Source organism: Pseudomonas sp. NA-150, assembly GCF_044336365.1.
GTDB lineage: Bacteria > Pseudomonadota > Gammaproteobacteria > Pseudomonadales > Pseudomonadaceae > Aquipseudomonas.
Window position 1 is genome coordinate 481,119 of sequence record NZ_CP172305.1, and the last position, 24,697, is coordinate 505,815.

Genomic DNA, 24,697 nt, shown 5'->3' on the forward strand with positions numbered 1-24,697 from the left:
ACGCGTCAGTTTAGTGGCTGCCCGTGGTCTTTGCTTCCTTGTTCGTCAAAGATGTTGTAAGCGCTCGCTCGGCTTGAGTCTTGCGCAGTTGTTGCCAATGCGCCATCACTGCTTTCGGCGCCCAGATTTGGGGTTCGGAGGCTTCGAAGTTTTCGCTGGCTTCGCGAGCAGCAACCGTAGTCTTGGCCTGATTAAAGGCTTGTTGCAGGTCGTCGGTTTCGACCAGCGCCTTGGCAAACAGTGCATCGCCAAAGTAGGTGAAGTCCGCTTCTTCCGAGCAGCCGAACGACACTCGGTCGGCACGGGACGCGGTGATCACTACGGTTCTGTCGTCTTTCAGTGCCGGGATAAAGCCGCCGGAGTAACAGGCAGAGATCACGATGATCTTGTCGCGGTTCTTCAGCGGGGCGAGCACTGCGGCCAGTTCGTCGGCTGGCAGGTCGGTCAGCTCCAGGCGTGGCTGGTCGAGTACCAGTTCATGGTCATGGGTGCCGTGACTGGTCAGGTAGATGAAGATCAGGTCTTCCGGACCGCTGCGTTGGGCCAGGGTTTGTGCTGCGCGATTGATGTTCTCGCGGGTCGCCAACGGCCGGTCGGCCATGTGGTCACGATGGTTGACCAGGGTGATCTGCCCATAGGCGCCGAAGCGCGTGGACAGCAGCTTGCTGACGAAATCGGCTTCACGCATGAACACGCTTTGCTTGCCATCGCCGCCGACGACCAGGCTGTACAGCTCGACGGCTGGCGTTGAAACCGGCACGGCGGCCAAGGCTTTTTCCAGCAGGGGACCTTGGGCGAGCAAGCCGATGTCCAGCGAGTCAGGCAGCAGCTTGCCTTGAGCGTCTCGTACCCGTTGACCGTTGGTCCAGGTGCCGCTCTGCACGCTGCCATCGGCCAGGGTCAACGAGCCTTTGCCTTCGTAGGTGTCTTCGGCGAACCCGCCTTGATAGAAGCTGTTATCCGCGAGGCGCAGGAAGCCGTTGCCCGAGAAACGCCAGGTATTGAAGCCGCCTTGATAATGGCTGCCGTCGGCGCCGATCAACTCACCCGCACCGCTGAGGGTGCCGTCCTTGAATTGGCCGATCCACACGTCGCCGTCGCTGTTTTCGTAGCGACCTTTACCCTGCAACTGGTTGTTGTGGAAGCCACCGACGTATTGATCGCCGTCAGCGCTGTTAAAGGTGCCGTTACCCTCCAGCTGGCCGTTGACGAACTTGCCGCTGAACTGATTGCCGCTGGCGTCGCTGCGCTGGCCTTCACCGTTGGGCTTGCCGTGGGCGAACTGGCCTTGGTATTCGCTGCCGTCGTCCAGTTCCAGGTGGCCGAGGCCGTCGTACTGGTCGGCCTTGAATTCACCTCGGTAGGAGACTCCGGTTTCCTTGAGCGTGCCTTCGCCGTCGCGGCGTCCGAGCTTGAAGCCGCCGACAAAACTGCCTGACCCGGTGGTCAAAGTGCCCATGCCATCGAACAGGCCGTTCTTGAATTGACCTTTATAGACATCGCCGTTACTGGCATGCCACTCGCCGTCGCCATGCCACACGCCATTCTGGAACTGGCCTTCATACCAACTGCCGTTGGGGTAGTCGACCCGGCCATGACCTTGCAGCAGGCCATTGACCACGTCGCCGCGATAACGGCCGCCGTCCGGCAGACGTGCGTCTGGAGGCGACAAGGGTTCGCCTTTGCCGCAAGCGGCGAGCATGAGAATGAGTGCCAGTGGGGCAAGTGGAGAGAGCGCGCGCATGGTAGATCCCGAAGATAAATTTCCAGGCGGGTGAAGGCGTCCCCAAAAACAGTCGCTTTCACACAGCCACCGCGGAGTATGCCGTAGCTATGTGGTTGCTTTATAGAGGCAGCGAAACAGTCAGTGTGGACTGTTTCGCGTTTTTAGCGGATTAAACGAAGCACAACGACAGGGATTCGGCGACATAGGCCGGTTTTTCCGAACCTTCGATTTCCAGCGTGGCGGTGGCCTTTAGCAGCCATTGGCCGGGCTTCTTCTCGATGATTTCGGCCATTTTTACGCTCAGGCGAACCCGGGAATTCACTTTGACCGGCTGGATGAAACGCACGCTGTCCAGTCCGTAATTGACCACCATTTTCAGACCTTCGGGCACCAGCAGCAGGTCTTCCATCAGTTTCGGGATCAGCGACAGCGAGAGAAAGCCGTGGGCGATGGTGCTGCCGAACGGGGTTTGCGCCGCTTTGACCGGGTCGACGTGAATGAATTGAAAGTCACCGGTGGCCTCGGCGAACAGGTTGATGCGGTCTTGATCGATGGTCAGCCATTCGGAACATCCCAGTTCCTTGCCTGCATAATTCTTAAGCTCTGCAACGGGTACAATCGGCATAAGTACTCTCCTTGTTGTCATCGGTTCTTTGCTGGGGTCGCTGTCATTTTCAGCCACCAAGGGCGTCGGAGTTTTCACCGCGCCAAGCCTTAAGATCAGCACGAGGCGCGGGGATGGTCAAGGATCTATGCCTTTGGCGAATGCTGATTGATCAGCCATTCCGTGTGCATGCCTATAATGGCACCGTGAATACGCGGGGGTTTTTATGGTGCTGAAAGGTTTGACGTGGCTGGTGCTGTTTCAATTGGTGGGCACCTGGCTCAACCATTTATTCCTGCCGATATTGCCGGGTCCGATTATCGGGCTGGTGCTGTTGTTGTTTTTTCTCATGGCCCGGGGCGAGGTCGATGAGGCGCTGAGTCTTGCCGCCAAAAGCCTGCTGCGTTATTTGCCGCTATTGCTGGTGCCGCCCGCTGTCGGGGTCATGGTTTACGCTGCGGCGATTGCCGCCGATTTTTGGGCAATCGTCGGCTCGTTGGTGCTGTCGCTGCTGCTTTCTCTGGGCTTCGTGGGTTGGTTGATGCAGAAATTGATCACGCGCCAATCGCGTCGCCGGGAGCTCTCATGAGCCTGGACTGGAGTGGTGCCTGGGGTTCGGTGATCCATCACCCCTTGTTTGGCATCGCCATTACCTTGGGCGCGTATCAACTGATGCTGGCGGCGTATGAGAAAACCCGTTGGGTGTTTCTGCAGCCAGTGTTGATGTCGATGGTGGTGGTGATCGGGATTTTGCTCAGTTGCGGCATTGATTACGCCGAGTACCGCAAAAGCACGGAAATCCTCAGCATCCTGCTAGGCCCGGCGACGGTCGCGCTGGCGGTGCCGCTGTTCCTCAATCTGCGTCGGATCAAGCAATTGTTCTGGCCGACCTTTACTACGCTGATGGTAGGCGGGGTGCTGGCGACGTCGCTGGGTGTGACGTTGGGCTGGCTGTTCGGCGCCGAGCACATGATCTTAATGACCATGCTGCCCAAATCGGTGACATCGCCCATTGCCATGCTGGTGGCCGAACAGATTGGCGGCGTCGCCGCGTTGGCTGCGGTGTTTGTGTTGATTACCGGTGTGGTCGGCGCAATTTTTGGTCCGGGGTTGCTGTCTATGTTGGGAGTGAACAGTCCGGAAGCACGGGGTATGGCCCTGGGGATGACCGCCCATGCCGTCGGCACCTCGGTAGCATTGCAAGAAGGTGAGGAGTGCGGCGCGTTTGCCGCGCTGGCCATGAGTTTGATGGGTGTGGCGACCGCCGTGTGCTTGCCGTTGGCGGTTTCACTGTTCGTTTAGGTTGAATGTTTTATGCTGTGCGCTGCTCGCCCACGCGGTCGGACCGTTTAAGGACACGTTTATGATTTTGCCGTTATTCCCCCTCAACGCTGTGCTGTTCCCGGGTTGCGTGCTCGATTTACAGCTGTTTGAAGCGCGTTATCTGGACATGATCGGCCGCTGCATGAAGCAGGGGGAGGGCTTTGGTGTGGTGTGCATTCTGGACGGTGAAGAGGTCGGCCAGGCACCGGATGGTTATGCATTGGTGGGCTGCGAAGCCGTGGTGCGTGACTTTCAGCAGCAGGCAAACGGCCTGTTGGGCATTCGAGTGGAAGGCGGCCGACGTTTTCGCGTGGTCAGTACCGAGGTGCAGAAAGATCAGTTGATCGTCGCGCATATCGAGTGGCTGGATGAGCTGCAAGAGCGCCCGTTACAGGAAGAAGATGATGATCTGGTGGCACTGCTGGCCGCCCTTGCCGAGCATCCGATGGTCGCCGCGCTGAACATGGGCATGACCGCCAGCGGGCAACAATCGTTGGCTAATCAGTTGGCGTATCTGCTGCCCTTCGCTGAAGAAGACAAAATCGAACTGCTTGAGCTGAGCGACGCCCAGGAACGCCTGGACGCTATTCAGGATCTGCTCGATGAAATGCAGGGCGATCTGCATGCTTGAGGTACAGGCGTCAAACCGCTGAACCTGTTTCAATATTGATATCGAATAACCGAGCGGGCCAGTTCGTGCATCGCAAAAAATCCATAAACCGCGGCCAGCACCGGTAACAGGGTCCACCACACCGGCTTTCGCAGTGCGGGCAGCGGTTGCTTGTACTGGATTAGCGACAGACTGGTGGCGCAGGTAAAGAACGCCAGCATGGCCCCGGCGAGAATGTCGGTTGGCCAATGCACCCCCAGATAAACCCGCGACAGGGCAATCGACAGCGCGGGAATGCTGCCCAGCAACAGCCATGTCAGGCGCAAGCGCACGGGCTGCCCGCGTCCGGCCAATATCGCCAATACCATGAAAATCGCAAAAGACCCTGAGCTGTGGCCGCTGGGCATGCTGTAGCTGGTGAGTGGGTCGAGCAGAATGTCGGGGCGCGCGCGGGCGGCCGCCCACTTCACGAAGGTGTTGCACAGTGCCGCACCCAGTAGGGCGATGGCGGCAAATGCAGCGTGCCGCCACTGCCGGCTAATCAGCAGAATGCCGATCAGGGTCGGGACGATGAAGGCCTGGGTGCGGAAGTCGCCAAGCCGGGTCGTGAGTACCACGAACAGTTCGGCTGCCTGACTGCGATGCTCTTGGACCAGCGCCATTACGCCTTGATCGAAGTGCGGCAGATAGGGGTAACCGAGGCATAGGCCGATCAGCATCAACAGGCTCAGCGCCGCGATCAGTTTGGTCGCATAACGTTTTCCGGTCACGCTGACGTGAATGCTCAGTGCTGCGAATACTACGATGGCGCCCGCGACCACCCCGGCCTGCGGCCAGAAACCTTCCGGCAGCGGCAGGCGAATGGCGGCGCCCGTAACCCAGCCTGGCAGCAGGTAAGCTACCGACCAACCAGAGGCAGCCACCAGGCTGACGGCGGCAAAGCGCGGGAACGGCATGTCGAACATGCCTGCGACCATTGGCAGCATCGGCCGCAGCGGTCCGATAAAGCGCCCGACCAACAGGCTGGCGATACCATATCGCTGAAAGTAACTCTCCGCGCTGCCGATCCATTCCGGGTGATGGCGCAGCCCCGGCAAGCGCCGGATGTTCTGGTGGAAGTGCCGACCGAGGAGATAAGACAGGCCGTCGCCGAGCAAACCGCCACACAACCCCAACAAAAGTGTTTCGCCTAATGACAGGGCGCCGCTGCCGGCCAGCACGGCGATGGCAAACAGCAAGACGGTGCCGGGAACGATGATTCCGGCAATCGCCAGGCATTCCACGCACGCCACTAGAAATATCGCCAGCCCCAACCACGACGGGTTGGCCGTCAGCCATGCAGTGATGCTTTCGAGCCATGGGCCCATGTCTCATTTCCTTGCTCAAGTACAAAATAGTCCCGGCCTTCCAATTGGCCGCGCCGGAGCGGGTTTCGGGTACAGAAACGGGCGTAATTGGCATCAATGAAGCGGTACATCAGGTGTTCATCTCGGCCTTGGGGAATGCCCAGGCGGGTGGCTTGAATGATTTGCCGGGGAGTCGCGCCGACGTCTTCGACGAACAGTTGCTCGGTGTCAAAGCGTTTGGCGTCCCACACCGGGACTTTCAGGCCCAACGCCTTGCACAGCAAGGTTTGTCCGGAGCAAAGGCGTTCCGGTGTGCGCAGCGCGCCCTTGGCGTCGGGGTTGTTCAGCAGCATTTGTGTCAGGCTGTTGCTATCGGAAAAGGTGTCGACCCATGGGTAGGCGGACTTGATCAGCACGGCATTGCCGGGGCCCTTGGCACTGAAATTCAGCGAATCTCCGCCTCGGGAATAGTACATATAGATATGCCCGCCATCCAAAAACAGCGCTCTGCGTTTTTCGGTGTAGCCCAAGGAAGCATGGCTGCCTTTTTCGTCGAAATAGTAAGCTTCTGTTTCGATAATCCGCGCCGAGAGCCATAACGCGTCAGACGCGGTACCAGATCGATGGCGAATGACTTTGCCCAACAAATCGCGGGCAAGTACCTGTGCATCACGGTCGAAGAAGGCGTCGGGCAGCGGTGTGGGGGTATAGGCAGGCATTGGCGTGGGCTGGGCCAGAGACGGAACAGGCGTTGATTGTACCAACAACCGTCTTAATCGGGCCTGAACGAGTACCGGTGCTTTTCGGCAACTCCTACAGATCGTTTTAGGACTTGGAAAGGTAGTTTTCGCCTTGTTTCTGCGCAGCTTATCGACCATCCGCCTGTGACCGCTGTCGTTAGACGGGTCTGACAGCTATAATCGACCGCTTTCCTCTTTGCCAAGACCTCTGAGACCATGACTGAGTCTGTTCTTGACTACATGACCCGCCTGGGTCGCGCCGCCCGCGAAGCTTCGCGAGTGATCGGCCGTGCCAGCACCGCGCAGAAAAACCGTGCCCTGCAAGCTGCCGCCGCCGCCCTCGATGACGCGCGTGCCGAGCTGTCTGCTGCCAACGAACAGGATCTGGCCGCTGGCCGCGCCAACGGTTTGTCGCCTTATATGCTCGAGCGACTGACCCTGACCCCGGAGCGTATCGATAGCATGATCGTCGGGTTGCGTCAGGTTGCCAGTCTGGCTGACCCTATTGGCGCGATTCGCGACATGAGCTTCATGCCGTCGGGTATTCAGGTCGGCAAGATGCGTGTGCCGCTGGGCGTGGTAGGGATTATCTACGAGTCGCGTCCGAACGTGACCATTGATGCCGCCAGTCTGTGCCTGAAGTCGGGTAATGCGACCATTCTGCGCGGCGGCTCCGAAGCCATCCATTCCAACCGTGCGATTGCCACCTGCATTCAGCGCGGTTTAGCTGCGGCCGATTTACCGGCTGCCGTCGTACAAGTGGTCGAAACCACCGATCGCGAAGCGGTTGCGGCCTTGATCACCATGCCGGAATACGTCGACGTCATCGTTCCGCGCGGCGGCAAAGGTTTGATAGAACGCGTCAGCCGCGACGCCCGGGTTCCGGTGATCAAACACTTGGACGGCATTTGCCACGTTTATGTCAGTGCCCACGCCGACCTGGAAAGCGCCTATCGCATCTGCTTCAACGCCAAGACCTACCGTTACGGTATCTGCGGTGCCATGGAGACCTTGCTGGTCGATTCGGCAGTTGCGGCGGCGTTCCTGCCGACCATGGCCGGTCAATTGGTCGAAAAAGGCGTCGAACTGCGCGGCTGCGAACGTACCCGTGCCCTGATCGATGCCGTGCCGGCGACCGAAGAGGACTGGAACACCGAATATCTGGCGCCGATTTTGTCGATCAAAGTGGTGGATGGCCTGGATCAGGCCATCGTGCACATAAACCATTACGGCTCGCACCATACCGACGCGATCGTCACCGATCACCAGGGCGAGTCCCGACGTTTCATGGCCGAAGTCGACTCGAGCTCGGTGATGGTCAACGCGCCAACCAGCTTCGCCGACGGCTTTGAATACGGATTGGGTGCCGAGATCGGCATTTCTACTGATAAGCTGCACGCCCGTGGCCCGGTCGGCCTCGAAGGCCTGACCTGCGAGAAGTACATCGTGATCGGCGACGGTCACCAATTGCGTGGCCAGGGGCCGGTCTGACTTGGCCGACCTTGAACAGCCAGCTGCTTCGGTGAAGCAAGCCCCACGGCAGCCGCGACGTATCGGCATGCTGGGCGGGACCTTCGACCCGGTGCACATTGGCCATTTGCGCGGTGCACTGGAAGTTGCCGAGCTGCTTGAACTGGATGAGTTGCGCCTGACACCCAGTGCCAGGCCACCTCATCGCGACACACCGAGCGTGAGCGCGCAGGACCGTCTGGCGATGGTTCGGCACGCGGTAGCGGGTGTGTCTCCCCTGACGGTGGATGACCGTGAGTTACAACGGGACAAACCGTCGTACACCATCGATACCCTGGAATTGATGCGGGCCGAGTTGGCCGCAGATGACCAGTTATTCCTGTTGTTGGGCTGGGATGCCTTCTGCGGGTTGCCAACCTGGCATCGGTGGGAAGAATTGCTGGAGCACTGCCATATCGTGGTGCTGCAACGCCCGGACGCCGACAGCGAATCACCCGATGCCATGCGCAATTTGCTGGCGGGGCGCGCAGTCAGCGATCCGAAGGCCCTGAAAGGGCCTGGTGGGCACATTACATTCGTCTGGCAGACCCCGTTAGCGGTGTCTGCCACCCAGATCCGCCAACTGCTGGCCAGCGGGAAGTCGGTACGTTTTCTGGTGCCAGACGCGGTACTGGCCTATATCGACGCGCACGGGCTGTACCATGCGCCGAACACCGAGGGGACGCGTTGAAACAGCCTAGTTAAATGGCGTTTCCAGTCCCCCTACACACGAGTTGAATGAGTTTTTATGACAAAGCAAAAGACGCATAAATTGACCAGCGAAGATGTCATCAAGTTGGCAACTGCCGCTCTGGAAGACGTCAAGGGCACCGACATTTTGGCCATTGACGTTCGCGACAAGACCAGCATCGCTGATTACATGCTGATCTGCACCGGTACCTCCAATCGCCAACTCAGCGCCCTGGTCGAGAACGTTCGCGACAAGGTCAAGGCCGCCGGTGTGATGCCGTTGAGCGAAGAAGGCAAGGGCGACAGCGACTGGGTCCTGCTGGACCTGGGCGACGTAATCGTTCACGTGATGACCGCTGCTGCTCGTCAGTTCTATGACCTGGAGCGTCTGTGGCACGGTGCGGAACAAAGCCGCGCTCTGCATGGTACTCACGAAGGTAACCCGTTCGACCCGATGATCGGTCACGTAGACAACGAAAAAGGCTAAGGGGCCGTTGTGCGCCTGCGCCTGATCGCTGTCGGTTCGCGTATGCCCAAGTGGGTGGAAGAAGGTTGGCAGGAATATGCCAAGCGGATGCCGTCCGAGCTGGCACTCGAATTGGTGGAAATTCCGCTCAATACCCGTGGCAAGAATGCCGACGTGGCTCGCTTCATCCGTCAGGAAGGCGAAGCCATGCTCGCAAAAGTGCAGCCGGGCGAGCGGATTGTCACCCTTGAAGTGCACGGCAAACCCTGGAGCACCGAACAACTGGCGGTTGAGCTCGATCGCTGGCGCCTCGACGCACGCACCGTGAATTTGATGGTCGGTGGTCCGGAAGGGCTGGCGCCGGAAGTGTGCGCGCGCAGTGAGCAGCGCTGGTCGTTGTCGCCGCTGACGTTGCCGCACCCGCTGGTGCGGATTCTGATCGGTGAGCAGATGTATCGCGCCTGGACAGTTCTGTCCGGGCACCCTTATCACAAGTAATCCGTAGCCCACATGTCTCAGCCCCTCCGCCTGAAAGATCACGAGAAAGACGCACGCATGGTGCGCGGCCGGATCGTGGTCGGTGGTGTGGCCGTGCTGTTGCTGATGTGTGTACTGATCGCGCGCCTGTATTACTTGCAGGTCATTCAGTACGAATATCACTCGACCCTGTCGGAAAACAACCGGGTTCACGTTCAGCCGATTCCGCCGAGCCGTGGCTTGATCTACGACCGCAATGGCGTCGTGGTCGCCGATAACCGGCCGAGTTTCAGCTTGAGCATGACCCGTGAGCGCTCCGGCAACTGGGCGCAGGTGCTCGACTCTATCGTCGATATCCTGGAAATGACGCCCGACGATCGGGTGTTGTTCGAGAAACGCATGAAACAGGGACGCCGGCCGTTTGAGCCAGTGCCGATTCTGTTTGAGCTGAGCGAAGAGCAAATCGCCCGCATCGCGGTCAACCAGTTCCGTCTACCCGGGGTTGAAGTGGTCGCGCAGTTGGTTCGTCACTATCCGCAGGGCGCGCACTTTGCGCACTCCGTGGGTTACATGGGGCGGATTAACGAGAAAGAGCTGAAAACGCTCAGTGCCGTCAATTACAGTGGCACGCACCATATTGGCAAAACCGGGATCGAGCGTTTCTACGAAGCCGACCTGCATGGTCAGGTGGGCTACGAAGAAGTCGAAACCAATGCCCGAGGCCGTGTGCTGCGCGTGCTCAAACGCACTGACCCGGTGCCTGGCAAAGACATCATCCTGAGCCTCGACATCCAGTTGCAGGAAGCGGCGGAAACGGCACTGGGTGGGCGTCGTGGCGCGGTTGTGGCGCTCGATCCGGCCACGGGCGAGGTACTGGCGATGGTCAGCCAACCCAGCTTCGATCCTAATCCGTTCGTGACCGGCATCAGCTTCAAGGCGTATTCCGAACTGCGCGATTCGGTGGATCGGCCGCTGTTCAATCGCATTCTGCGTGGGCTGTATCCACCGGGATCGACAATCAAGCCAGCGGTGGCCATCGCCGGGCTGGACAGCGGTGTGGTGACGGCGCAGACCCGTGTCTTTGATCCGGGTTTCTATCAGTTGCCGAACTACGACCACAAATACCGCAACTGGAACCGTACCGGTGACGGCTGGGTCGATCTGGACACGGCGATCATGCGCTCCAACGACACTTATTTTTACGATCTGGCGCACAAGATAGGCATCGATCGGCTGTCGTCTTACCTGAACAAGTTCGGTGTCGGGCAGAAAGTCTCGCTGGACATGTTCGAAGAGTCGCCAGGCTTGATGCCGTCGCGGGACTGGAAGCGCATCACGCGGCGTCAGGCCTGGTTCCCGGGCGAAACGCTGATTCTCGGCATCGGTCAGGGCTACATGCAGGCCACCCCACTGCAACTGGCGCAGGCCACGGCGCTGGTGGCCAACAAAGGCGTGTGGAACCGTCCGCATCTGGCGAAAACCGTCGATGGCGTAGCGCCAGTGGACGAAAACCCAATGCCGAACATCGTCCTGCGCGACCCGTCTGACTGGACCAAGGTTAACCACGGCATGCAGCAGGTGATGCACGGCGCGCGCGGTACGGCACGCAAGGCGGCCATAGGCTCGCAATACCGGATTGCCGGGAAAAGCGGTACGGCGCAGGTGGTCGCGATCAAGCAGGGCGAAAAATACGACCGCAGCAAGGTCCAGGAGCGCCATCGCGACCACGCGTTGTTCGTGGGCTTTGCGCCGGCCGATAACCCGAAAATTGTTGTTGCGGTGATGGTGGAAAACGGTGAATCCGGTTCCGGCGTCGCGGCTCCCGTGGTCCGCCAGGTGATGGATTCCTGGTTGCTCGGCCCGGACGGTTTACTCAAGCCTGAGTACGCCAGCAATTCAAACGCGGAGGCTGCGGCCAGTGAAGAGTAATTTCGACCGCATCCTCTCCAGTGATGATGTGATGCGCCGTCGCGCCACGTTTTTGCAGCGCATCCATATTGATGGGCCGTTGTTGATCCTGTTGCTGACCCTGGCTGCCGGCAGCCTGTTCGTGCTGTATTCGGCCAGTGGCAAAAGCTGGGACTTGCTGATCAAGCAGGCGACGTCCTTTGGTATCGGTCTGGTAGCCATGTTCGTCATCGCCCAGTTGGAGCCGCGTTTTATGGCGCGCTGGGTGCCGGTGTTGTATGTCATGGGCCTGGTGCTGCTGGTGGCGGTGGACGTCATGGGCCACAACGCCCTGGGTGCGACCCGCTGGATCAACATTCCGGGGGTCATTCGCTTCCAGCCTTCAGAGTTCATGAAGGTGATCATGCCGGCGACCATCGCCTGGTATCTGGCCAAGCGCACCTTGCCCCCGACCCTGAAGCATGTGGGTTTGAGCCTGGCCTTGATCGGCCTGCCGTTCATTCTTATCGTGCGCCAGCCCGACCTCGGCACCTCGCTGCTGATTCTGGCGTCGGGCACATTCGTATTGTTCATGGCCGGCCTGCGCTGGCGCTGGATCATCAGCGTGCTCACCGCCGCGGTACCGGTCGCCGTCGGCATGTGGTTCTTCTTCATGCATGACTACCAAAAGCAGCGAATCCTGACCTTCCTTGACCCCGAAAGCGATCCGCTGGGCACCGGTTGGAACATCATTCAGTCCAAGGCGGCGATTGGTTCGGGCGGGGTATTTGGCAAGGGCTGGCTGCTGGGCACTCAGTCGCACCTGGACTTCCTGCCCGAAAGCCACACCGATTTCATTATTGCGGTACTGGGCGAAGAGTTCGGGCTGGTCGGTATTTGCGCGCTATTGTTGCTGTATCTACTGCTCATCGGACGCGGTCTGGTGATTACCGCGCAGGCGCAGACGTTGTTCGGCAAATTATTGGCCGGCAGCCTGACCATGACCTTTTTTGTTTATGTGTTCGTCAACATCGGGATGGTGAGTGGCCTTCTGCCTGTTGTAGGCGTCCCATTGCCATTCATTAGCTACGGCGGAACTTCGCTGGTGACCCTGCTGTCAGCGTTCGGGGTGCTGATGTCGATCCATACGCATCGCAAATGGATCGCTCAGGTTTGATTAAGGTGAAGAATTCAATGCAAGTAGTGCGTAACTGGGCGGCTCGATATGCTCCGTTGGTCGGCCTGGTGGGCATTCTTGGTTCCGTGCAGGAAGCACTGGCGGGCGACTATGAGGGCTCGCCGCAAGTGGCTGAATTCGTCGGTGAAATGACCCGCGATTACGGATTTGCCGGTGAGCAGTTGATGGGTGTTTTTCGTGAAGCCGAGCGTAAACAGGCTATTCTTGACGCGATTTCCCGCCCGGCGGAACGAGTAAAGCAGTGGAAGGATTATCGGCCAATGTTCATCACCGACGCGCGAATCGCGCGGGGTGTGGACTTCTGGCGCCAGCATGAAGCGGTGTTGGCGCGTGCCGAACAAGAGTACGGCGTACCGGCTCAGGTGATCGTTGCGATCATCGGCGTGGAGACGTTTTTTGGGCGCAACACCGGCAACTACCGCGTAATAGACGCCTTGTCGACGTTGAGTTTCGATTATCCTCCACGCGCCGAGTTCTTTCGCAAGGAGTTGCGCGAGTTCCTGTTGCTGGCACGTGAGGAGCAGGTCGATCCCTTGACGCTCAAAGGTTCCTACGCTGGGGCAATGGGTTTGCCGCAGTTCATGCCGAGCAGTTTTCGTGCGTATGCAGTAGATTTTGACGGTGATGGTCACATCAACATCTGGACCAATCCGGACGATGCGATCGGTAGCGTCGCCAGTTATTTCAAGCGTCACGGTTGGGTTGCCGGAGAGCCGGTGGTGAGTCTGGCCAGCGTCCAAGGTGGGCGTGTAGAGGAAGGTTTGAGCCCGGGAATCGACCCGGTAAAGAATGTTGGGGAGTTGCGAGCCTTGGGTTGGTCGAGTCATGATGCGCTGCGCGACGATATGCCGGTGACAGCTTTTCGCCTGGATGGCGAGAATGGGCCCGAATATTGGATGGGCTTGAAGAATTTTTATGCAATCACGCGCTACAACCGCAGCGTGATGTATGCCATGGCAGTGCATCAGCTGTCTGAGCTGTTGGTCCAAGCACGGGGCGTCAAGTAATGCGAGCACTGCCGATTCGCAAACCACTTAAGTTCATGGCGTTCACAGCGCTGGCAGTTTTGATGGTCAGCTGTTCGACCAGTCGCTCGCCGCAGAGCGGTACTACCGTGCGTGCGCAGCCTGGTCTGGATATCAATCGGGCGCACAAAGATGGTGCCCCGTGGTGGGATGTCGATGTTTCGCGCATCCCGGATGCCGTACCGACGTTGCACAACGGCCCTTACAAAGCCAACCCGTACACGGTATTGGGCAAGACTTACTTCCCGCTGACTGACTCCAAGCGTTACATCGCGACGGGTACGGCGTCCTGGTACGGCACCAAGTTTCACGGGCAAGACACCGCCAACGGCGAGAAATATGACTTGTACGGCATGAGTGCCGCGCACAAGACCTTGCCGTTGCCGAGTTATGTCCGAGTGACCAACCTGGACAACAACCGCAGCGTGATCTTGCGGGTCAACGACCGAGGGCCGTTCTACTCGGACCGGATTATCGACTTGTCCTACGCGGCGGCGAAAAAGCTGGGTTACGCCGAAATGGGTACCGCTCGGGTAAAAGTCGAGGGTATCGATCCGCAGGAATGGTGGGCGCAGCGCGGTCGTCCGGCGCCGTTGATGCTGGATGAGCCGGTAGTGACGGCGCAGGCGACACCGCCGGCGTTCACCGCTTCCACCGGGACCATCGAGCAATACACGCCGCCGCCCCAGCAACACGCGGTCGCTGTCGCGGTCGTATCGTCACCGATGGACGCAAAAAAAAACGCTTCCGTACAAGCCTCTGGGCTGTATCTCCAGGTGGGCGCCTTCGCCAACCCGGACGCTGCGGAACTCCTGAGGTCGAAACTCAGCGGGATGGTGCAACACCCAGTGTTTATCAGTTCGATCGTACGCAATCAGCAGACGCTGTATCGGGTAAGGACCGGGCCGATAAGCACGCAGGGTGAAGCGCAGCAGCTGCAAACCAATGTCAGATCCGCCAACCTTGGCCAGCCAAGCGTGGTGACGGTGGATCAGTAATCATCCTGGTTGCTTCAGGGAACGATGTGTCGTTGCTTGTTCGAAGGGGACTTGCCGACAGAGCAAGCGATACAAGCAACTTGTCACAGAACGGTCTGAATCTTCAGGCAGTTTTGTCAGCCAGGGATAAAGCCTGGCGCCAAAGACCGGATGAACGCGCAGTGTTATCGCCGGTCTGAATAGCTTTGCCCGCGAGGGCATGTTTGCCCATTAGCAATTTCGAGAGACGGATGAACATCACCACCTTTGCAAAACGCCTGTGCCTGCTTCTCCCCCTGATCGTCACTCCTGCCGCCTGGGCGACAGAGCAGATGACTCCGGCTGCTCCGCAGTTGGCCGCCAAAGCCTGGGTGCTGATGGATGCCTCCAGCGGTAACGTTTTGGTCGAAAACAATGGCGACCAACGCTTGCCTCCGGCGAGTCTGACCAAGCTGATGACGGCTTACATCGCGACCCTGGAAATCCGTCGCGGCCAGATCGGTGAAAACGATCCGGTGACCGTCAGCGAGAACGCCTGGCGTACCGGCGGTTCGCGAATGTTCATTAAAGTGGGCACTCAGGTAACCGTCAGCGACTTGCTGCACGGCATCATCATTCAGTCCGGCAACGACGCCAGCGTTGCGCTTTCCGAGCACATCGCCGGCAGCGAAGATGCTTTCGCCGACATGATGAACAAAACCGCCGGCGACCTGGGCATGACCAACAGCCACTTCATGAACCCGACCGGTCTGCCGAACCCGGAGCACTACTCATCGGCTCACGACATGTCGTTGCTGGCTCGCGCGATCATCACCGTGGACCCGGCTCACTATGCGATCTACTCGCAGAAAGAGTTCTTCTGGAACGGCATCAAGCAACCTAACCGTAACCTGCTGCTGTGGCGCGACAAGACCGTCGACGGTCTGAAAACCGGCCACACTGAAGAAGCGGGCTACTGCATGGTGTCGTCTGCCGTGCGTGATGGCATGCGTCTGATCGCCGTGGTGTTTGGCACCAACAGCGAACAGGCTCGTGCGGCCGAAACCCAGAAGCTGCTGACTTACGGCTTCCGTTTCTTCGAAACCCAGACCTTCTACCAGAAAGGCACCGAGTTGGCGCAGGCGCCCGTCTGGAAGGGTTCCGAGCATCAAGTCAAAGCCGGTCTGGCAGACGACCTGACCATGACTTTGCCTAAAGGCCAATTGAAAAAGCTGGCCGCTAGCATGACTATGAACCCGAAACTGGTTGCGCCAATCGCCAAGGGCGACGTGATCGGTAAAGTAGAAGTGAAGATGGACGATAAGGTTGTGCACACCGCCGACCTGATTGCCCTCGACGCCGTGGAGCAGGGTGGTATCTTCCGCCGCGTGTGGGATAGCATCCGCCTGTTCTTCTACGGTTTGTTCAACTGATGTTGCCGACCGGCGCGCAGCGGCTCTGATCCAGAGCGTGCGGCATGCCGGTCGTCACGGCTTACGAGGCCGTTACTGCCATGACCGATACTGATGTTGATTCACATAAAATCGTATTTCCCTGCGCCGACTACCCTATCAAAGTGATTGGTGATACCGGCGCGGGCTTTACTGCAATGGTGATTGAGGTGCTTGGCAAATACGCCGAAGTTGACCTCGCTACGCTCGCCGAGCGCCAGAGCAGTAATGGCAAGTACACCACCGTACAACTGCATATCATCGCCACTGGCGAAGAACAATTGAGCGATATCAATAGTGCCTTGCGCGCTACGGGTCCCGTTCGCATGGTGCTCTGATGCCCGGTAGCCTGGGCTTCCGGGACTTGGGGCAAGTTGATTACGAGCCGGCCTGGCATGCCATGCAGCGCTTCACCAGCGAGCGTGGCCGCGACACCGACGATGAGGTCTGGCTGGTCCAGCACCCGCCGGTGTTCACCCAAGGGCAGGCCGGCAAGGCCGAACATTTACTGCTGCCGGGCAATATCCCGGTGGTTCAGGTCGATCGTGGTGGCCAAGTGACTTATCATGGCCCCGGCCAACTGGTCGCTTACCTGATGCTGGATGTTCGGCGGCTGGGTTTCGGTGTGCGTGATCTTGTCACCCGAGTTGAGCACACCCTGATCGAACTGCTGGCCAGTTACGGTGTAACGGCCGCGGCGAAAGCGGATGCGCCGGGTGTCTATGTCAATGGAGCGAAGATCGCGTCCCTTGGACTGCGTATTCGCAACGGTTTTTCCTTCCACGGCCTGGCGCTGAATGTGGACATGGATCTTGAACCGTTCCGACGGATTAATCCCTGTGGGTATGCAGGGCTGGCAATGACCCAGCTGCGCGACCATACAGGCCCGATTGAATTTGCCGAGGTAAGTGCCCGGCTGCGTGCGCAGCTCGTCAAACACCTCGACTATGCTGAGCAGACGACCCTAACGGGCGGAATCGATTGATATGACTACTGCGACTGATACTGCGGGAATCGCCTCGCAAGATAGCTCCGTGCAAACCCTGATCCCGACGCTGAGTGTCGAGACGCCGGCCCGTCCCCATAAAGTGGAAGCGGGCGTCAAGCTGCGCGGCGCGGAAAAGGTTGCACGAATCCCGGTGAAGATCATTCCGACGGTCGATCTGCCGAAAAAGCCTGACTGGATTCGTGTGCGCATCCCGGTCTCCCCGGAAGTGGACCGCGTCAAACAACTGCTGCGTAAGCACAAGCTGCACAGTGTGTGCGAAGAGGCATCTTGCCCGAACCTGGGCGAATGCTTCTCTGGTGGTACTGCGACCTTCATGATCATGGGTGACATCTGCACCCGTCGCTGCCCATTCTGCGACGTCGGCCACGGCCGTCCGAAAGCGCTGGATGCCGACGAGCCGAAAAACCTCGCCATCGCCATCGCTGACCTGCGTCTCAAGTACGTTGTGATCACCTCGGTAGACCGCGACGATCTGCGTGACGGTGGTGCTCAGCACTTCGCCGACTGTATTCGCGAAATCCGGGCGTTGTCGCCTAACGTGCAGTTGGAAACCCTGGTACCGGATTACCGTGGTCGCATGGACATCGCCCTGGAAATCACTGCGGCTACACCGCCAGACGTGTTCAACCACAACCTGGAAACCGTGCCGCGTCTGTACAAGGCTGCACGTCCGGGTTCGGATTTCCAGTGGTCGCTGACTTTGCTGCAGAAGTTCAAGCAATTGGTGCCGCACGTACCGACCAAGTCCGGCCTGATGCTGGGTCTGGGCGAGACCGACGAAGAAGTCATCGAAGTCATGAAGCGCATGCGTGAACACGACATCGACATGCTCACCTTGGGTCAATACCTGCAACCTTCGCGCAGCCACTTGCCGGTGCAGCGTTTCGTGCACCCGGACACCTTCGCCTGGTTCGCCGAGGAAGGTTACAAAATGGGCTTCAAAAACGTTGCTTCCGGTCCACTGGTGCGTTCTTCGTACCACGCCGATGAGCAGGCGAAGATTGCCGTGGAAGCCATGGCTATCTAAAAAACACTGAACAAAAAAAGGGCCGGATAGTGATATCCGGCCTTTTTTTGTGTCGATGATTTTCTGTAGGAGGGCGCCCGTCGTCCAGACGCCGCGCTGTCGTGCAGCAAACGCGGTCCCTGTAGGAGCCAGCTTGCTCGCGATCGGCTGCGCAGCAGTCGTAAAATCAGGTTGTCGGGTTTAACTGACACTCCGCGTGCTCAGGTTTTACTGCCGCTGCGTCCGAGTGCGGCCCAGCCCGATCGCGAGCAAGCTAGCTCCTACGCCTTCGGCAGAAGCAGATTGCGGAACCTTTGAAGTCAACCGGTTATCTTTTGTTTGATGGGAGCCAACTTGTTGGCGAGGGCTATATGCGGTGTATTTGGTAAACCGCCTCGCGAACAAGTTCGCTCCTACAGGATTTTCCCGTTACTGCTTGCGCAAGCTATTGAGTAACTCATGCGTCGGATAGCCGTCCGCCGGCCAGCCCAAGGACTGCTGTGCGCTGCGAATAGCCTTACGCGTATTGGCCCCGATAATGCCGTCTGGGGCGCCTGCATCGTACTGGCGTGAAGACAGTAGGGTCTGCAGTTCAATGCGCTCAGAACGGCTCAGAGGCAGGTCGTCGCGTGGCCAGTTGCCTTGCACGTAACCCCCACCGTTGAAGCGCTGGGACAGCAAGTTGATCGCCAGCGCATAGGACGACGAGTTGTTGTACCTGAGCACCGCGCGGAAGTTATCCAGCACCAGAAACGCCGGGCCGCGATAGCCCGCCGGCAGCAACAGCGCGGCTTGTTGTTGGCCGACGTTGGCCGGTAACGGGCTGCCGTCGGGCAATTTCAGCCCCAATTGTTGCCAATCGAAAACACTTTTGCGCGTCGAGGCATCGGCCAGCGAGTAATCGAAACCTTGGGCCAGTCGCACTTCAAAGCCCCAGGGCTGCCCGCGTTGCCAGCCGGAGCTCTGTAAGTAATGTGCAGTGGAAGCCAGCGCGTCGGTCGGCGTGTTCCAGATATCCCGGCGGCCATCACCGTCGAAATCCACGGCATGGGTGTTGTAGGTGGTGGGGATGAACTGCGTCTGACCCATCGCGCCGCCCCAGGAACCGAGCATCTGTGCCGGGGAGATATCGCCATGCTGGAGAATTTGCAGGGCAGCCAACAGTTGATCCTGGGCAAAGTTTCGACGACGGCCTTCGTAGGCCAGGGTCGCCAGTGAGCGGATCACATATTGGGTGCCCTGGAACTGGCCATAGTTACTTTCCATGGCCCATACCGCGACCAACGCCTGGCGGTCGACGCCATAACGTTGCTCAATGATTTGCAAGGCGTCGGCGTATTGCGCGATCAGTGCCTGACCCTTACGCACACGCGCACCAGAAATAGCGCCATCGAGGTATTCCCAGACTGGGCGAGTGAATTCCGGCTGGCTGCGGTCGGCCTTGACCACGCTCATGTCCGGGACCACGCCCGCGAAGGCATTGTCGAATACATCGGGACGAATACCGGCCTGCAAGGCCTGGACGCGGAAGCCGGCTTCCCAGTCGCTAAAGCTGATAGTGGGCTGAATATCGTAGTCGCCCGTGCCAGGCGCAGTCGTCGGCGGGGCAGCAGGAGCGGTGGCCGCCGGTGGAACATTGGCAACTTGAAAAGGCGTTGCGTCGGCTGCGATCGGTTTTTCCGCGCAGGCAACTAGCAGGATGAAGCTGGAGACGGTCATCAGTTGGCGCAACGGCCAGCGATGGGAAAAACTAGGGGGCATGCTCGGGTCCAAGGTATTACCAACAGATGCAGACCTTACCATGCTTGCCTGTTGTTATGGGCCTTGGGTGGTGTAGCGGGGTTTTTCAACAAGGCTTTAAAGCGTTTTCAAGCGGCCAGAAAGTAAGAAGCCTCCCAGCTTTTAGACTGGAAGGCTTCGCGGCGGTAGCTGCCTTTGCCCTTGGAGGGTTGTTCCTGACGACTGCGGAACAATGGCTGGGCGACGATGGATTTGGCCTTGTTCGGCCGCTTTGGCTTGCTCATGGCGGGTGCTCTCTTGAGGGATGGTTGAAGCGGGGGGAATGATCGGACAGCGCGAGAGTTCTGTCTAATAGATGTCTGCTATCGCTTGGACAGCCTCATCCTACGAAATCTTTCGTACTTCTTACTCGGCAGGCAAACTCAAGCGCTGCCCGGCCATCAACAGCGCCAGGCGCGTGAGGCTGCTCCAGGCTGAGCCGGCCGCCTGCCCCTTGATCTGAGCGTCGATCCGCTGGGCGTCCATCAACAACTGGTTCCAGCGTTGCGCCGAGTGACGTTGCAGGGCTTTGCTCATAAGCGGCTTGCGCTTGTCCCAGATCGGCGGGCGCGCCTGGCTGAAGGCTTTATCCAGTGGCGTACCCTGGCTGAATTGCAGCGCCAGGCTGGCCAGCACACGCAGTTCTCGGGACAGTGCCCAAAGAATCACGGGTGGCTCGACGCCTTCACCGCGCAACCCTTCCAGCATCCGCACGGTATGCGCGGCTTCTCCGTTGAGCACGGCATCGGTCAAGCCGAACACATCAAAGCGCGCACTGTCCGCCACGGCGGCTTGTACGGTTTCGACGGTGATCTGTCCGCCCTCGGCCATCAGCTTGAGCTTTTCGATTTCTTGCGCAGCCGCCAGCAAGTTGCCTTCGACCCGCGCCGCAATCAGCTCGACCGCATCCTGACTGGCCGCCAATCCGGCCTGCGACAATCGCTGACGAATCCACTGTGGCAGTTGCCCGGCATCCACCGGCCAAATCTGCACGAATTGCGTCTGCGGACCGTCGATCAGCGCTTTGCCCCACTTGGTTTTCTGCGCGCTGCCGTCGAGTTTCGGCAAGCTGATCAACAGCAGCGTGTCCTCGGCGGGGCGGCCGCAGTATTCCATCAGCGCTGCGGCGCCCTTGTCGCCGGGCTTGCCGGAAGGCAGGCGCAGCTCCAACAGGCGTCGTTCTGCAAACAACGACATGCTGGCGCCCGCTTGCAGCAGCGTGCCCCAATCGAAGCTGGCATCGGCGCTGAACACCTGACGCTCGTCGAAACCTTGTTGGCGAGCAGCTGCGCGAATGGTGTCGGCGGCTTCCTGACACAACAACGGGTCATCACCGCTGATCACGTAGACCGGCGATAAATTGCCCTGAAGGTGTTTGCCGAGTTGGGCTGGAGTGAGTTTCATAAGTCAGAAGATGCTGGGACCAGCGAACTGGCCCCGAAGCATTTAGCGAGCCGGTACTTCAACAGGCGACTGGCGAGGTGTTTCGTCCTCGATTTTCTTCGCTGCATCCAGGGCATCTTGTTCAGCCTTGGCTTTGCGATCGGCGGCGGTCTGCAGCTTGTCCAGTTGTTCCGGGGTCAGCAGTTGCAGGCGCAGGACCATGTTCTGTACCAGTTGGCTGCGCATTTCGCGACGAATCTGACTGGCTTCCTGGTCGGAACCGGCCAGGTTGTTGCTGTCCTGCACATAGACTTTCTGCACTTGCGTTTTGTCTTCGAGCAGCAACAGACCACGCTCACCACGAAGCTCGTAGTTCAGGGTGTCGGTCAGCTCATACTCGGCGGAACGGTTGGAGCCGTTGTAGCTGAGCGAGCGCGAACTTTCATTTTCGCTCGCCAGGAACAGTTTGTACTCGGCGCCTTGATGCACATTCACGCCGCTGTTTTTCAGCGTCTTGGTCAGCTCGGTCACGGTCTGACCATAAGCGTCACGCGCACTTACATCCAGCTCCTTGAGGGTCAGCGCGGTAGTACCCGTGCCACGCAGCTGGAAACCACAGGCGCTCAGCAAGATGGCGAGACCCATCACCAGCACATTGCGTTTGATCATTTGAAGCTCCCCTTGAATCCGTTTGGGCCGACACTGCGCGCCCTGGAAGTGTGTACGGCGCCCAGTCAATACCGGGCGCTTGATCCCGTTAGCTTGCGACGATATTGACCAGCTTGCCCGGGACCACGATCACTTTGCGGATCGTCAGGCCATCGGTGAAGCGCAGGACGTTTTCGTTCACGCGCGCCGCGGCTTCGATTTCTTCGCGGGTGGCGCTGGCCGGCATTTCAATCTGGCCACGCAGCTTGCCGTTGACCTGGATCACCAGCGTCAGGCTGTCCTGCACCAGTGCGGTTTCATCCAGCACTGGCCAGCCTGCGTCAATGACCGGCGTGCTGTGGCCCAGTTGGCTCCACAGTTCGTGGCTGATGTGCGGTGTGATCGGTGCCAGCAACAGGGCGACCGTTTCCAGGCCTTCCTGCACCAGTGCGCGATCTTGTTCGGAAGTCTGTGCGGCTTTTTCCAGCACGTTCATCAAGGTCATCACCTGGGCGATGGCCGTGTTGAATTTCTGGTGTTGGCCAATATCCTGACCGGCGTGCTTGATCGCCAAGTGAATGGCGCGGCGAACGGCTTTCTGTTCGTCGTTCAACGCAGAGACGTCGAGCGTGCCTGGCAGGCCCGCCGTGACGTGGGTCTGCGCCAGACGCCAGACGCGACGCAGGAAACGGTGCGAACCTTCGACGCCCGAGTCCGACCATTCCAGGCTCATGTCAGGTGGCGAAGCGAACATCATGAACAGGCGGCAGGTATCGGCGCCGTACTGATCGATCATCGACTGTGGGTCGACGCCGTTGTTTTTCGACTTGGCCATTTTCTCGGTGCCACCGATCTCGACCGGCAAGCCGTCGCTGATCAGTTTGGCGCCGATGATCTTGGCTTTGCTGTCACGCTCAAGCTCGACATCCGCCGGGTTGAACCAGGTCTTGCTGCCGTTGGCTTCGAGGCGATAGTAGGTTTCGGCGATCACCATGCCTTGGGTCAGCAGGTTCTTGAACGGCTCGTTGGAGCTGACAAGGCCTTCGTCGCGCATCAATTTGTGGAAGAAGCGCGCATACAACAGGTGCAGGATCGCGTGTTCGATGCCGCCGATGTACTGATCGACCGGCAACCAGTGGTTGGCTGCAACCGGGTCGACCAGACCGCCTTCGTAGTGAGGCGATGCGTAACGAGCGTAGTACCACGAGGACTCGACGAAGGTGTCCATGGTGTCGGTTTCACGACGCGCCGGTGCACCGCATTTCGGGCAGCTGCACTCGTAGAACTCAGGCATGCGCGCCAGCGGCGAACCGGCGCCGTCAGGCACGACGTCTTCCGGCAGCACGACCGGCAATTGGTCTTCCGGCACCGGCACGTCACCACAGGTGTCGCAGTGCACGATCGGGATCGGGCAGCCCCAGTAGCGTTGACGGCTGATGCCCCAGTCGCGCAAGCGGAACTGGGTGCGGGAAGCGCCAAGGTTTTTCTTCAGCAGGGCCACTTCGATGGCGTCGAATGCGCCGGCGAAATCCAGGCCGTTGAACTCACCGGAGTTGATCAGTTCGCCATGCTCGCCGTAAGCGGCTTGCCACGGTGCGGGCGTTTCATCGCCAGCGCTGGTGCGAACGACCGCCTTGATCGGCAGATTGTACTGAGTAGCGAATTCAAAATCGCGCTCGTCGTGCGCCGGGACCGCCATGACTGCGCCGTCGCCGTAATGCATCAGGACATAGTTGGCGACCCACACTGGCAGCTTTTCGCCCGTCAGTGGGTGCTCGACGAACAGCGAGGTCGGCAGGCCTTTCTTCGCCTGAGTGGCGATGTCGGCTTCAGCCACGCTGCCGCTTTTGCATTCGTTGATGAAGGCTTGCAGCTCAGGATTGCCTTGTGCAGCCAGCGTTGCCAGCGGGTGCTCGGCGGCCACGGCGACGTAGGTTGCGCCCATCAGGGTGTCCGGACGGGTGGTGAATACTTTCAGTGTGCCTGCTTCGCCGATCGACGCCTGGTCGTAGGGGAACTGCACTTCCATGCCACGGGATTTGCCAATCCAGTTGCGCTGCATGGTTTTGACTTGCTCAGGCCAGCCCGGCAAGTCGTCGAGACTCTCCAGCAGTTCATCCGCGTAGGCGGTGATCTTGAAGTAGTACATCGGAATTTCGCGCTTCTCGATCACTGCGCCGGAACGCCAGCCGCGGCCATCGATCACTTGCTCGTTAGCCAGTACGGTCTGGTCCACCGGGTCCCAGTTGACGGTGCCGTTCTTGCGGTAGATCACGCCTTTTTCGAACAGGCGCGTGAACAGCCATTGTTCCCAGCGGTAGTAGTCGGGTTTGCAGGTGGTGACTTCGCGCGACCAGTCAACGCCCAGGCCCAGGCTGCGCAGCTGGGTTTTCATGTAGGCGATGTTTTCGTAGGTCCACTTGGCCGGGGCGACGTTGTTCTTCATCGCGGCGTTTTCTGCCGGCATGCCGAACGCATCCCAACCCATTGGCTGCAGGACATTCTTGCCTTGCATGCGCTGGTAGCGCGCGATCACGTCGCCGATGGTGTAGTTGCGCACATGACCCATGTGCAGCTTGCCGCTCGGGTACGGGAACATCGACAGGCAATAGAAGGTTTCCTTGCCTGGCTGCTCACTGACTTCAAAGGATTTTTGCTCGTCCCAGAAGGTCTGGGCGGCGGCTTCGATTTCGCGGGGCTGATAGAGTTCGTGCATGGCTACTTTTTTACTAAGGAATTGGTGACCTCATCCTCTTCGTGGCAACCCTGAGTCAATTGGCCTCAGCAGAGCGGGAAGTGGAATTAAAGGAAGCGCCGTAGCATACATGAGGGCCGACTATCGAGGGAAACCCTGATTGCTTCGA

General features: G+C 59.2%; 24 protein-coding genes. 15 read left to right on the forward strand and 9 right to left on the reverse strand.

Annotated features, from left to right (window positions below):
* Positions 1 to 10 precede the first annotated feature (10 nt).
* Both ACF0H7_RS02365 and ACF0H7_RS02370 read right to left on the reverse strand, forming a co-directional pair.
* Positions 11 to 1,744, reverse strand: coding sequence for a C13 family peptidase (locus tag ACF0H7_RS02365; protein WP_397451215.1), 1,734 nt, complete (start codon positions 1,742 to 1,744; stop codon positions 11 to 13).
* Between the two features lie 151 nt (positions 1,745 to 1,895).
* Complete coding sequence (locus ACF0H7_RS02370; RefSeq protein ID WP_397451216.1) at positions 1,896 to 2,351, reverse strand: MaoC family dehydratase; 456 nt, start codon at positions 2,349 to 2,351, stop codon at positions 1,896 to 1,898.
* Between the two features lie 205 nt (positions 2,352 to 2,556).
* On the opposite strand from ACF0H7_RS02370, the gene ACF0H7_RS02375 reads away from it, so the two are divergent.
* The 3 genes from ACF0H7_RS02375 (at position 2,557) to ACF0H7_RS02385 (ending at position 4,284) form a co-directional block, all read left to right on the forward strand.
* Complete coding sequence (locus tag ACF0H7_RS02375; RefSeq protein WP_397451217.1) at positions 2,557 to 2,919, forward strand: CidA/LrgA family protein; 363 nt, start codon at positions 2,557 to 2,559, stop codon at positions 2,917 to 2,919.
* Complete coding sequence (locus ACF0H7_RS02380; protein WP_397451218.1) at positions 2,916 to 3,632, forward strand: LrgB family protein; 717 nt, start codon at positions 2,916 to 2,918, stop codon at positions 3,630 to 3,632. Before ACF0H7_RS02375 ends, ACF0H7_RS02380 begins: the two co-directional genes overlap by 4 nt.
* Before the next feature lie 61 nt (positions 3,633 to 3,693).
* The gene (locus ACF0H7_RS02385; RefSeq protein ID WP_397451219.1) at positions 3,694 to 4,284 is read left to right on the forward strand and encodes an LON peptidase substrate-binding domain-containing protein; all 591 of its coding nucleotides are present in this window, start codon (positions 3,694 to 3,696) and stop codon (positions 4,282 to 4,284) included.
* Positions 4,285 to 4,313: 29 nt separating this feature from the next.
* Here the strand turns inward: ACF0H7_RS02385 and ACF0H7_RS02390 are convergent, their stop codons facing one another.
* Positions 4,314 to 5,630, reverse strand: coding sequence for a bifunctional DedA family/phosphatase PAP2 family protein (locus tag ACF0H7_RS02390; protein ID WP_397451220.1), 1,317 nt, complete (start codon positions 5,628 to 5,630; stop codon positions 4,314 to 4,316).
* On the reverse strand, positions 5,594 to 6,328 hold the full coding sequence (locus ACF0H7_RS02395; RefSeq protein WP_397451221.1) for a DNA-3-methyladenine glycosylase: 735 nt from the start codon (positions 6,326 to 6,328) through the stop codon (positions 5,594 to 5,596). The genes ACF0H7_RS02390 and ACF0H7_RS02395 overlap by 37 nt, the downstream gene beginning before the upstream one ends.
* A 237-nt stretch (positions 6,329 to 6,565) precedes the next feature.
* Here ACF0H7_RS02395 and ACF0H7_RS02400 point away from each other — a divergent pair, with 237 nt between their 5' ends.
* The 12 genes from ACF0H7_RS02400 (at position 6,566) to lipA (ending at position 18,044) form a co-directional block, all read left to right on the forward strand.
* Complete coding sequence (locus ACF0H7_RS02400) at positions 6,566 to 7,840, forward strand: glutamate-5-semialdehyde dehydrogenase (RefSeq protein ID WP_397451222.1); 1,275 nt, start codon at positions 6,566 to 6,568, stop codon at positions 7,838 to 7,840.
* A gap of 1 nt (position 7,841) precedes the next feature.
* Complete coding sequence (gene nadD, locus ACF0H7_RS02405) at positions 7,842 to 8,549, forward strand: nicotinate-nucleotide adenylyltransferase (RefSeq protein WP_397451223.1); 708 nt, start codon at positions 7,842 to 7,844, stop codon at positions 8,547 to 8,549.
* A gap of 57 nt (positions 8,550 to 8,606) precedes the next feature.
* A complete protein-coding gene (rsfS, locus tag ACF0H7_RS02410; protein ID WP_397451224.1) occupies positions 8,607 to 9,035 on the forward strand; it encodes a ribosome silencing factor in 429 nt (142 codons plus the stop codon).
* Between the two features lie 9 nt (positions 9,036 to 9,044).
* Positions 9,045 to 9,512, forward strand: coding sequence for a 23S rRNA (pseudouridine(1915)-N(3))-methyltransferase RlmH (rlmH, locus tag ACF0H7_RS02415; protein ID WP_322166209.1), 468 nt, complete (start codon positions 9,045 to 9,047; stop codon positions 9,510 to 9,512).
* A 12-nt stretch (positions 9,513 to 9,524) separates the two neighbouring features.
* Positions 9,525 to 11,420: a penicillin-binding protein 2 gene (mrdA, locus tag ACF0H7_RS02420; protein WP_397451225.1), complete on the forward strand. Its 1,896-nt coding sequence runs from the start codon at positions 9,525 to 9,527 to the stop codon at positions 11,418 to 11,420.
* Between the two features lie 31 nt (positions 11,421 to 11,451).
* Positions 11,452 to 12,555, forward strand: a complete 1,104-nt coding sequence (gene rodA / locus ACF0H7_RS02425) for a rod shape-determining protein RodA (protein WP_397453806.1) — start codon at positions 11,452 to 11,454, stop codon at positions 12,553 to 12,555.
* A gap of 17 nt (positions 12,556 to 12,572) precedes the next feature.
* A complete protein-coding gene (gene mltB / locus ACF0H7_RS02430; RefSeq protein ID WP_397451226.1) occupies positions 12,573 to 13,583 on the forward strand; it encodes a lytic murein transglycosylase B in 1,011 nt (336 codons plus the stop codon).
* Entirely contained in the window at positions 13,583 to 14,599 is a 1,017-nt protein-coding gene (locus tag ACF0H7_RS02435; RefSeq protein WP_397451227.1) for a septal ring lytic transglycosylase RlpA family protein, read from the forward strand. The genes mltB and ACF0H7_RS02435 overlap by 1 nt, the downstream gene beginning before the upstream one ends.
* A 230-nt stretch (positions 14,600 to 14,829) precedes the next feature.
* Positions 14,830 to 15,990, forward strand: a complete 1,161-nt coding sequence (locus ACF0H7_RS02440; RefSeq protein WP_397451228.1) for a D-alanyl-D-alanine carboxypeptidase family protein — start codon at positions 14,830 to 14,832, stop codon at positions 15,988 to 15,990.
* Between the two features lie 80 nt (positions 15,991 to 16,070).
* Entirely contained in the window at positions 16,071 to 16,346 is a 276-nt protein-coding gene (locus ACF0H7_RS02445; RefSeq protein ID WP_397453807.1) for a DUF493 domain-containing protein, read from the forward strand.
* Complete coding sequence (gene lipB / locus ACF0H7_RS02450) at positions 16,346 to 16,993, forward strand: lipoyl(octanoyl) transferase LipB (protein WP_397451229.1); 648 nt, start codon at positions 16,346 to 16,348, stop codon at positions 16,991 to 16,993. Before ACF0H7_RS02445 ends, lipB begins: the two co-directional genes overlap by 1 nt.
* A 1-nt stretch (position 16,994) precedes the next feature.
* Complete coding sequence (lipA, locus tag ACF0H7_RS02455; protein ID WP_397451230.1) at positions 16,995 to 18,044, forward strand: lipoyl synthase; 1,050 nt, start codon at positions 16,995 to 16,997, stop codon at positions 18,042 to 18,044.
* Between the two features lie 408 nt (positions 18,045 to 18,452).
* On the opposite strand, the gene ACF0H7_RS02460 is transcribed toward lipA, so the two are convergent.
* From ACF0H7_RS02460 to leuS, 5 genes are all read right to left on the reverse strand, one after another.
* Positions 18,453 to 19,784, reverse strand: coding sequence for a lytic murein transglycosylase (locus tag ACF0H7_RS02460; protein ID WP_397451231.1), 1,332 nt, complete (start codon positions 19,782 to 19,784; stop codon positions 18,453 to 18,455).
* A 107-nt stretch (positions 19,785 to 19,891) separates the two neighbouring features.
* Entirely contained in the window at positions 19,892 to 20,047 is a 156-nt protein-coding gene (gene arfA, locus ACF0H7_RS02465) for an alternative ribosome rescue factor ArfA (protein WP_397451232.1), read from the reverse strand.
* Between the two features lie 121 nt (positions 20,048 to 20,168).
* On the reverse strand, positions 20,169 to 21,206 hold the full coding sequence (gene holA, locus ACF0H7_RS02470) for a DNA polymerase III subunit delta (RefSeq protein ID WP_397451233.1): 1,038 nt from the start codon (positions 21,204 to 21,206) through the stop codon (positions 20,169 to 20,171).
* 42 nt (positions 21,207 to 21,248) lie between these two features.
* Positions 21,249 to 21,854 (reverse strand): LPS assembly lipoprotein LptE, encoded by a 606-nt coding sequence (gene lptE / locus ACF0H7_RS02475; protein WP_397451234.1) that lies wholly within the window; start codon positions 21,852 to 21,854, stop codon positions 21,249 to 21,251.
* Positions 21,855 to 21,942: 88 nt separating this feature from the next.
* The gene (leuS, locus tag ACF0H7_RS02480) at positions 21,943 to 24,549 is read right to left on the reverse strand and encodes a leucine--tRNA ligase (RefSeq protein WP_397451235.1); all 2,607 of its coding nucleotides are present in this window, start codon (positions 24,547 to 24,549) and stop codon (positions 21,943 to 21,945) included.
* Positions 24,550 to 24,697: the final 148 nt, after the last annotated feature.

Excerpts from the sequence above, each read along its gene's own strand:
- ACF0H7_RS02365 (WP_397451215.1), bottom strand. The coding sequence starts at position 1,744 with ATGCGCGCGCTCTCTCCACTTGCCCCACTGGCACTCATTCTCATGCTC.
- ACF0H7_RS02370 (WP_397451216.1), bottom strand. The coding sequence starts at position 2,351 with ATGCCGATTGTACCCGTTGCAGAGCTTAAGAATTATGCAGGCAAGGAA.
- ACF0H7_RS02375 (WP_397451217.1), top strand. The coding sequence starts at position 2,557 with ATGGTGCTGAAAGGTTTGACGTGGCTGGTGCTGTTTCAATTGGTGGGC.
- ACF0H7_RS02380 (WP_397451218.1), top strand. The coding sequence starts at position 2,916 with ATGAGCCTGGACTGGAGTGGTGCCTGGGGTTCGGTGATCCATCACCCC.
- ACF0H7_RS02385 (WP_397451219.1), top strand. The coding sequence starts at position 3,694 with ATGATTTTGCCGTTATTCCCCCTCAACGCTGTGCTGTTCCCGGGTTGC.
- ACF0H7_RS02390 (WP_397451220.1), bottom strand. The coding sequence starts at position 5,630 with ATGGGCCCATGGCTCGAAAGCATCACTGCATGGCTGACGGCCAACCCG.
- ACF0H7_RS02395 (WP_397451221.1), bottom strand. The coding sequence starts at position 6,328 with ATGCCTGCCTATACCCCCACACCGCTGCCCGACGCCTTCTTCGACCGT.
- ACF0H7_RS02400 (WP_397451222.1), top strand. The coding sequence starts at position 6,566 with ATGACTGAGTCTGTTCTTGACTACATGACCCGCCTGGGTCGCGCCGCC.
- rsfS (WP_397451224.1), top strand. The coding sequence starts at position 8,607 with ATGACAAAGCAAAAGACGCATAAATTGACCAGCGAAGATGTCATCAAG.
- mrdA (WP_397451225.1), top strand. The coding sequence starts at position 9,525 with ATGTCTCAGCCCCTCCGCCTGAAAGATCACGAGAAAGACGCACGCATG.
- rodA (WP_397453806.1), top strand. The coding sequence starts at position 11,452 with ATGCGCCGTCGCGCCACGTTTTTGCAGCGCATCCATATTGATGGGCCG.
- mltB (WP_397451226.1), top strand. The coding sequence starts at position 12,573 with ATGCAAGTAGTGCGTAACTGGGCGGCTCGATATGCTCCGTTGGTCGGC.
- ACF0H7_RS02435 (WP_397451227.1), top strand. The coding sequence starts at position 13,583 with ATGCGAGCACTGCCGATTCGCAAACCACTTAAGTTCATGGCGTTCACA.
- ACF0H7_RS02440 (WP_397451228.1), top strand. The coding sequence starts at position 14,830 with ATGAACATCACCACCTTTGCAAAACGCCTGTGCCTGCTTCTCCCCCTG.
- ACF0H7_RS02445 (WP_397453807.1), top strand. The coding sequence starts at position 16,071 with ATGACCGATACTGATGTTGATTCACATAAAATCGTATTTCCCTGCGCC.
- lipB (WP_397451229.1), top strand. The coding sequence starts at position 16,346 with ATGCCCGGTAGCCTGGGCTTCCGGGACTTGGGGCAAGTTGATTACGAG.
- lipA (WP_397451230.1), top strand. The coding sequence starts at position 16,995 with ATGACTACTGCGACTGATACTGCGGGAATCGCCTCGCAAGATAGCTCC.
- ACF0H7_RS02460 (WP_397451231.1), bottom strand. The coding sequence starts at position 19,784 with ATGCCCCCTAGTTTTTCCCATCGCTGGCCGTTGCGCCAACTGATGACC.
- arfA (WP_397451232.1), bottom strand. The coding sequence starts at position 20,047 with ATGAGCAAGCCAAAGCGGCCGAACAAGGCCAAATCCATCGTCGCCCAG.
- holA (WP_397451233.1), bottom strand. The coding sequence starts at position 21,206 with ATGAAACTCACTCCAGCCCAACTCGGCAAACACCTTCAGGGCAATTTA.
- lptE (WP_397451234.1), bottom strand. The coding sequence starts at position 21,854 with ATGATCAAACGCAATGTGCTGGTGATGGGTCTCGCCATCTTGCTGAGC.
- leuS (WP_397451235.1), bottom strand. The coding sequence starts at position 24,549 with ATGCACGAACTCTATCAGCCCCGCGAAATCGAAGCCGCCGCCCAGACC.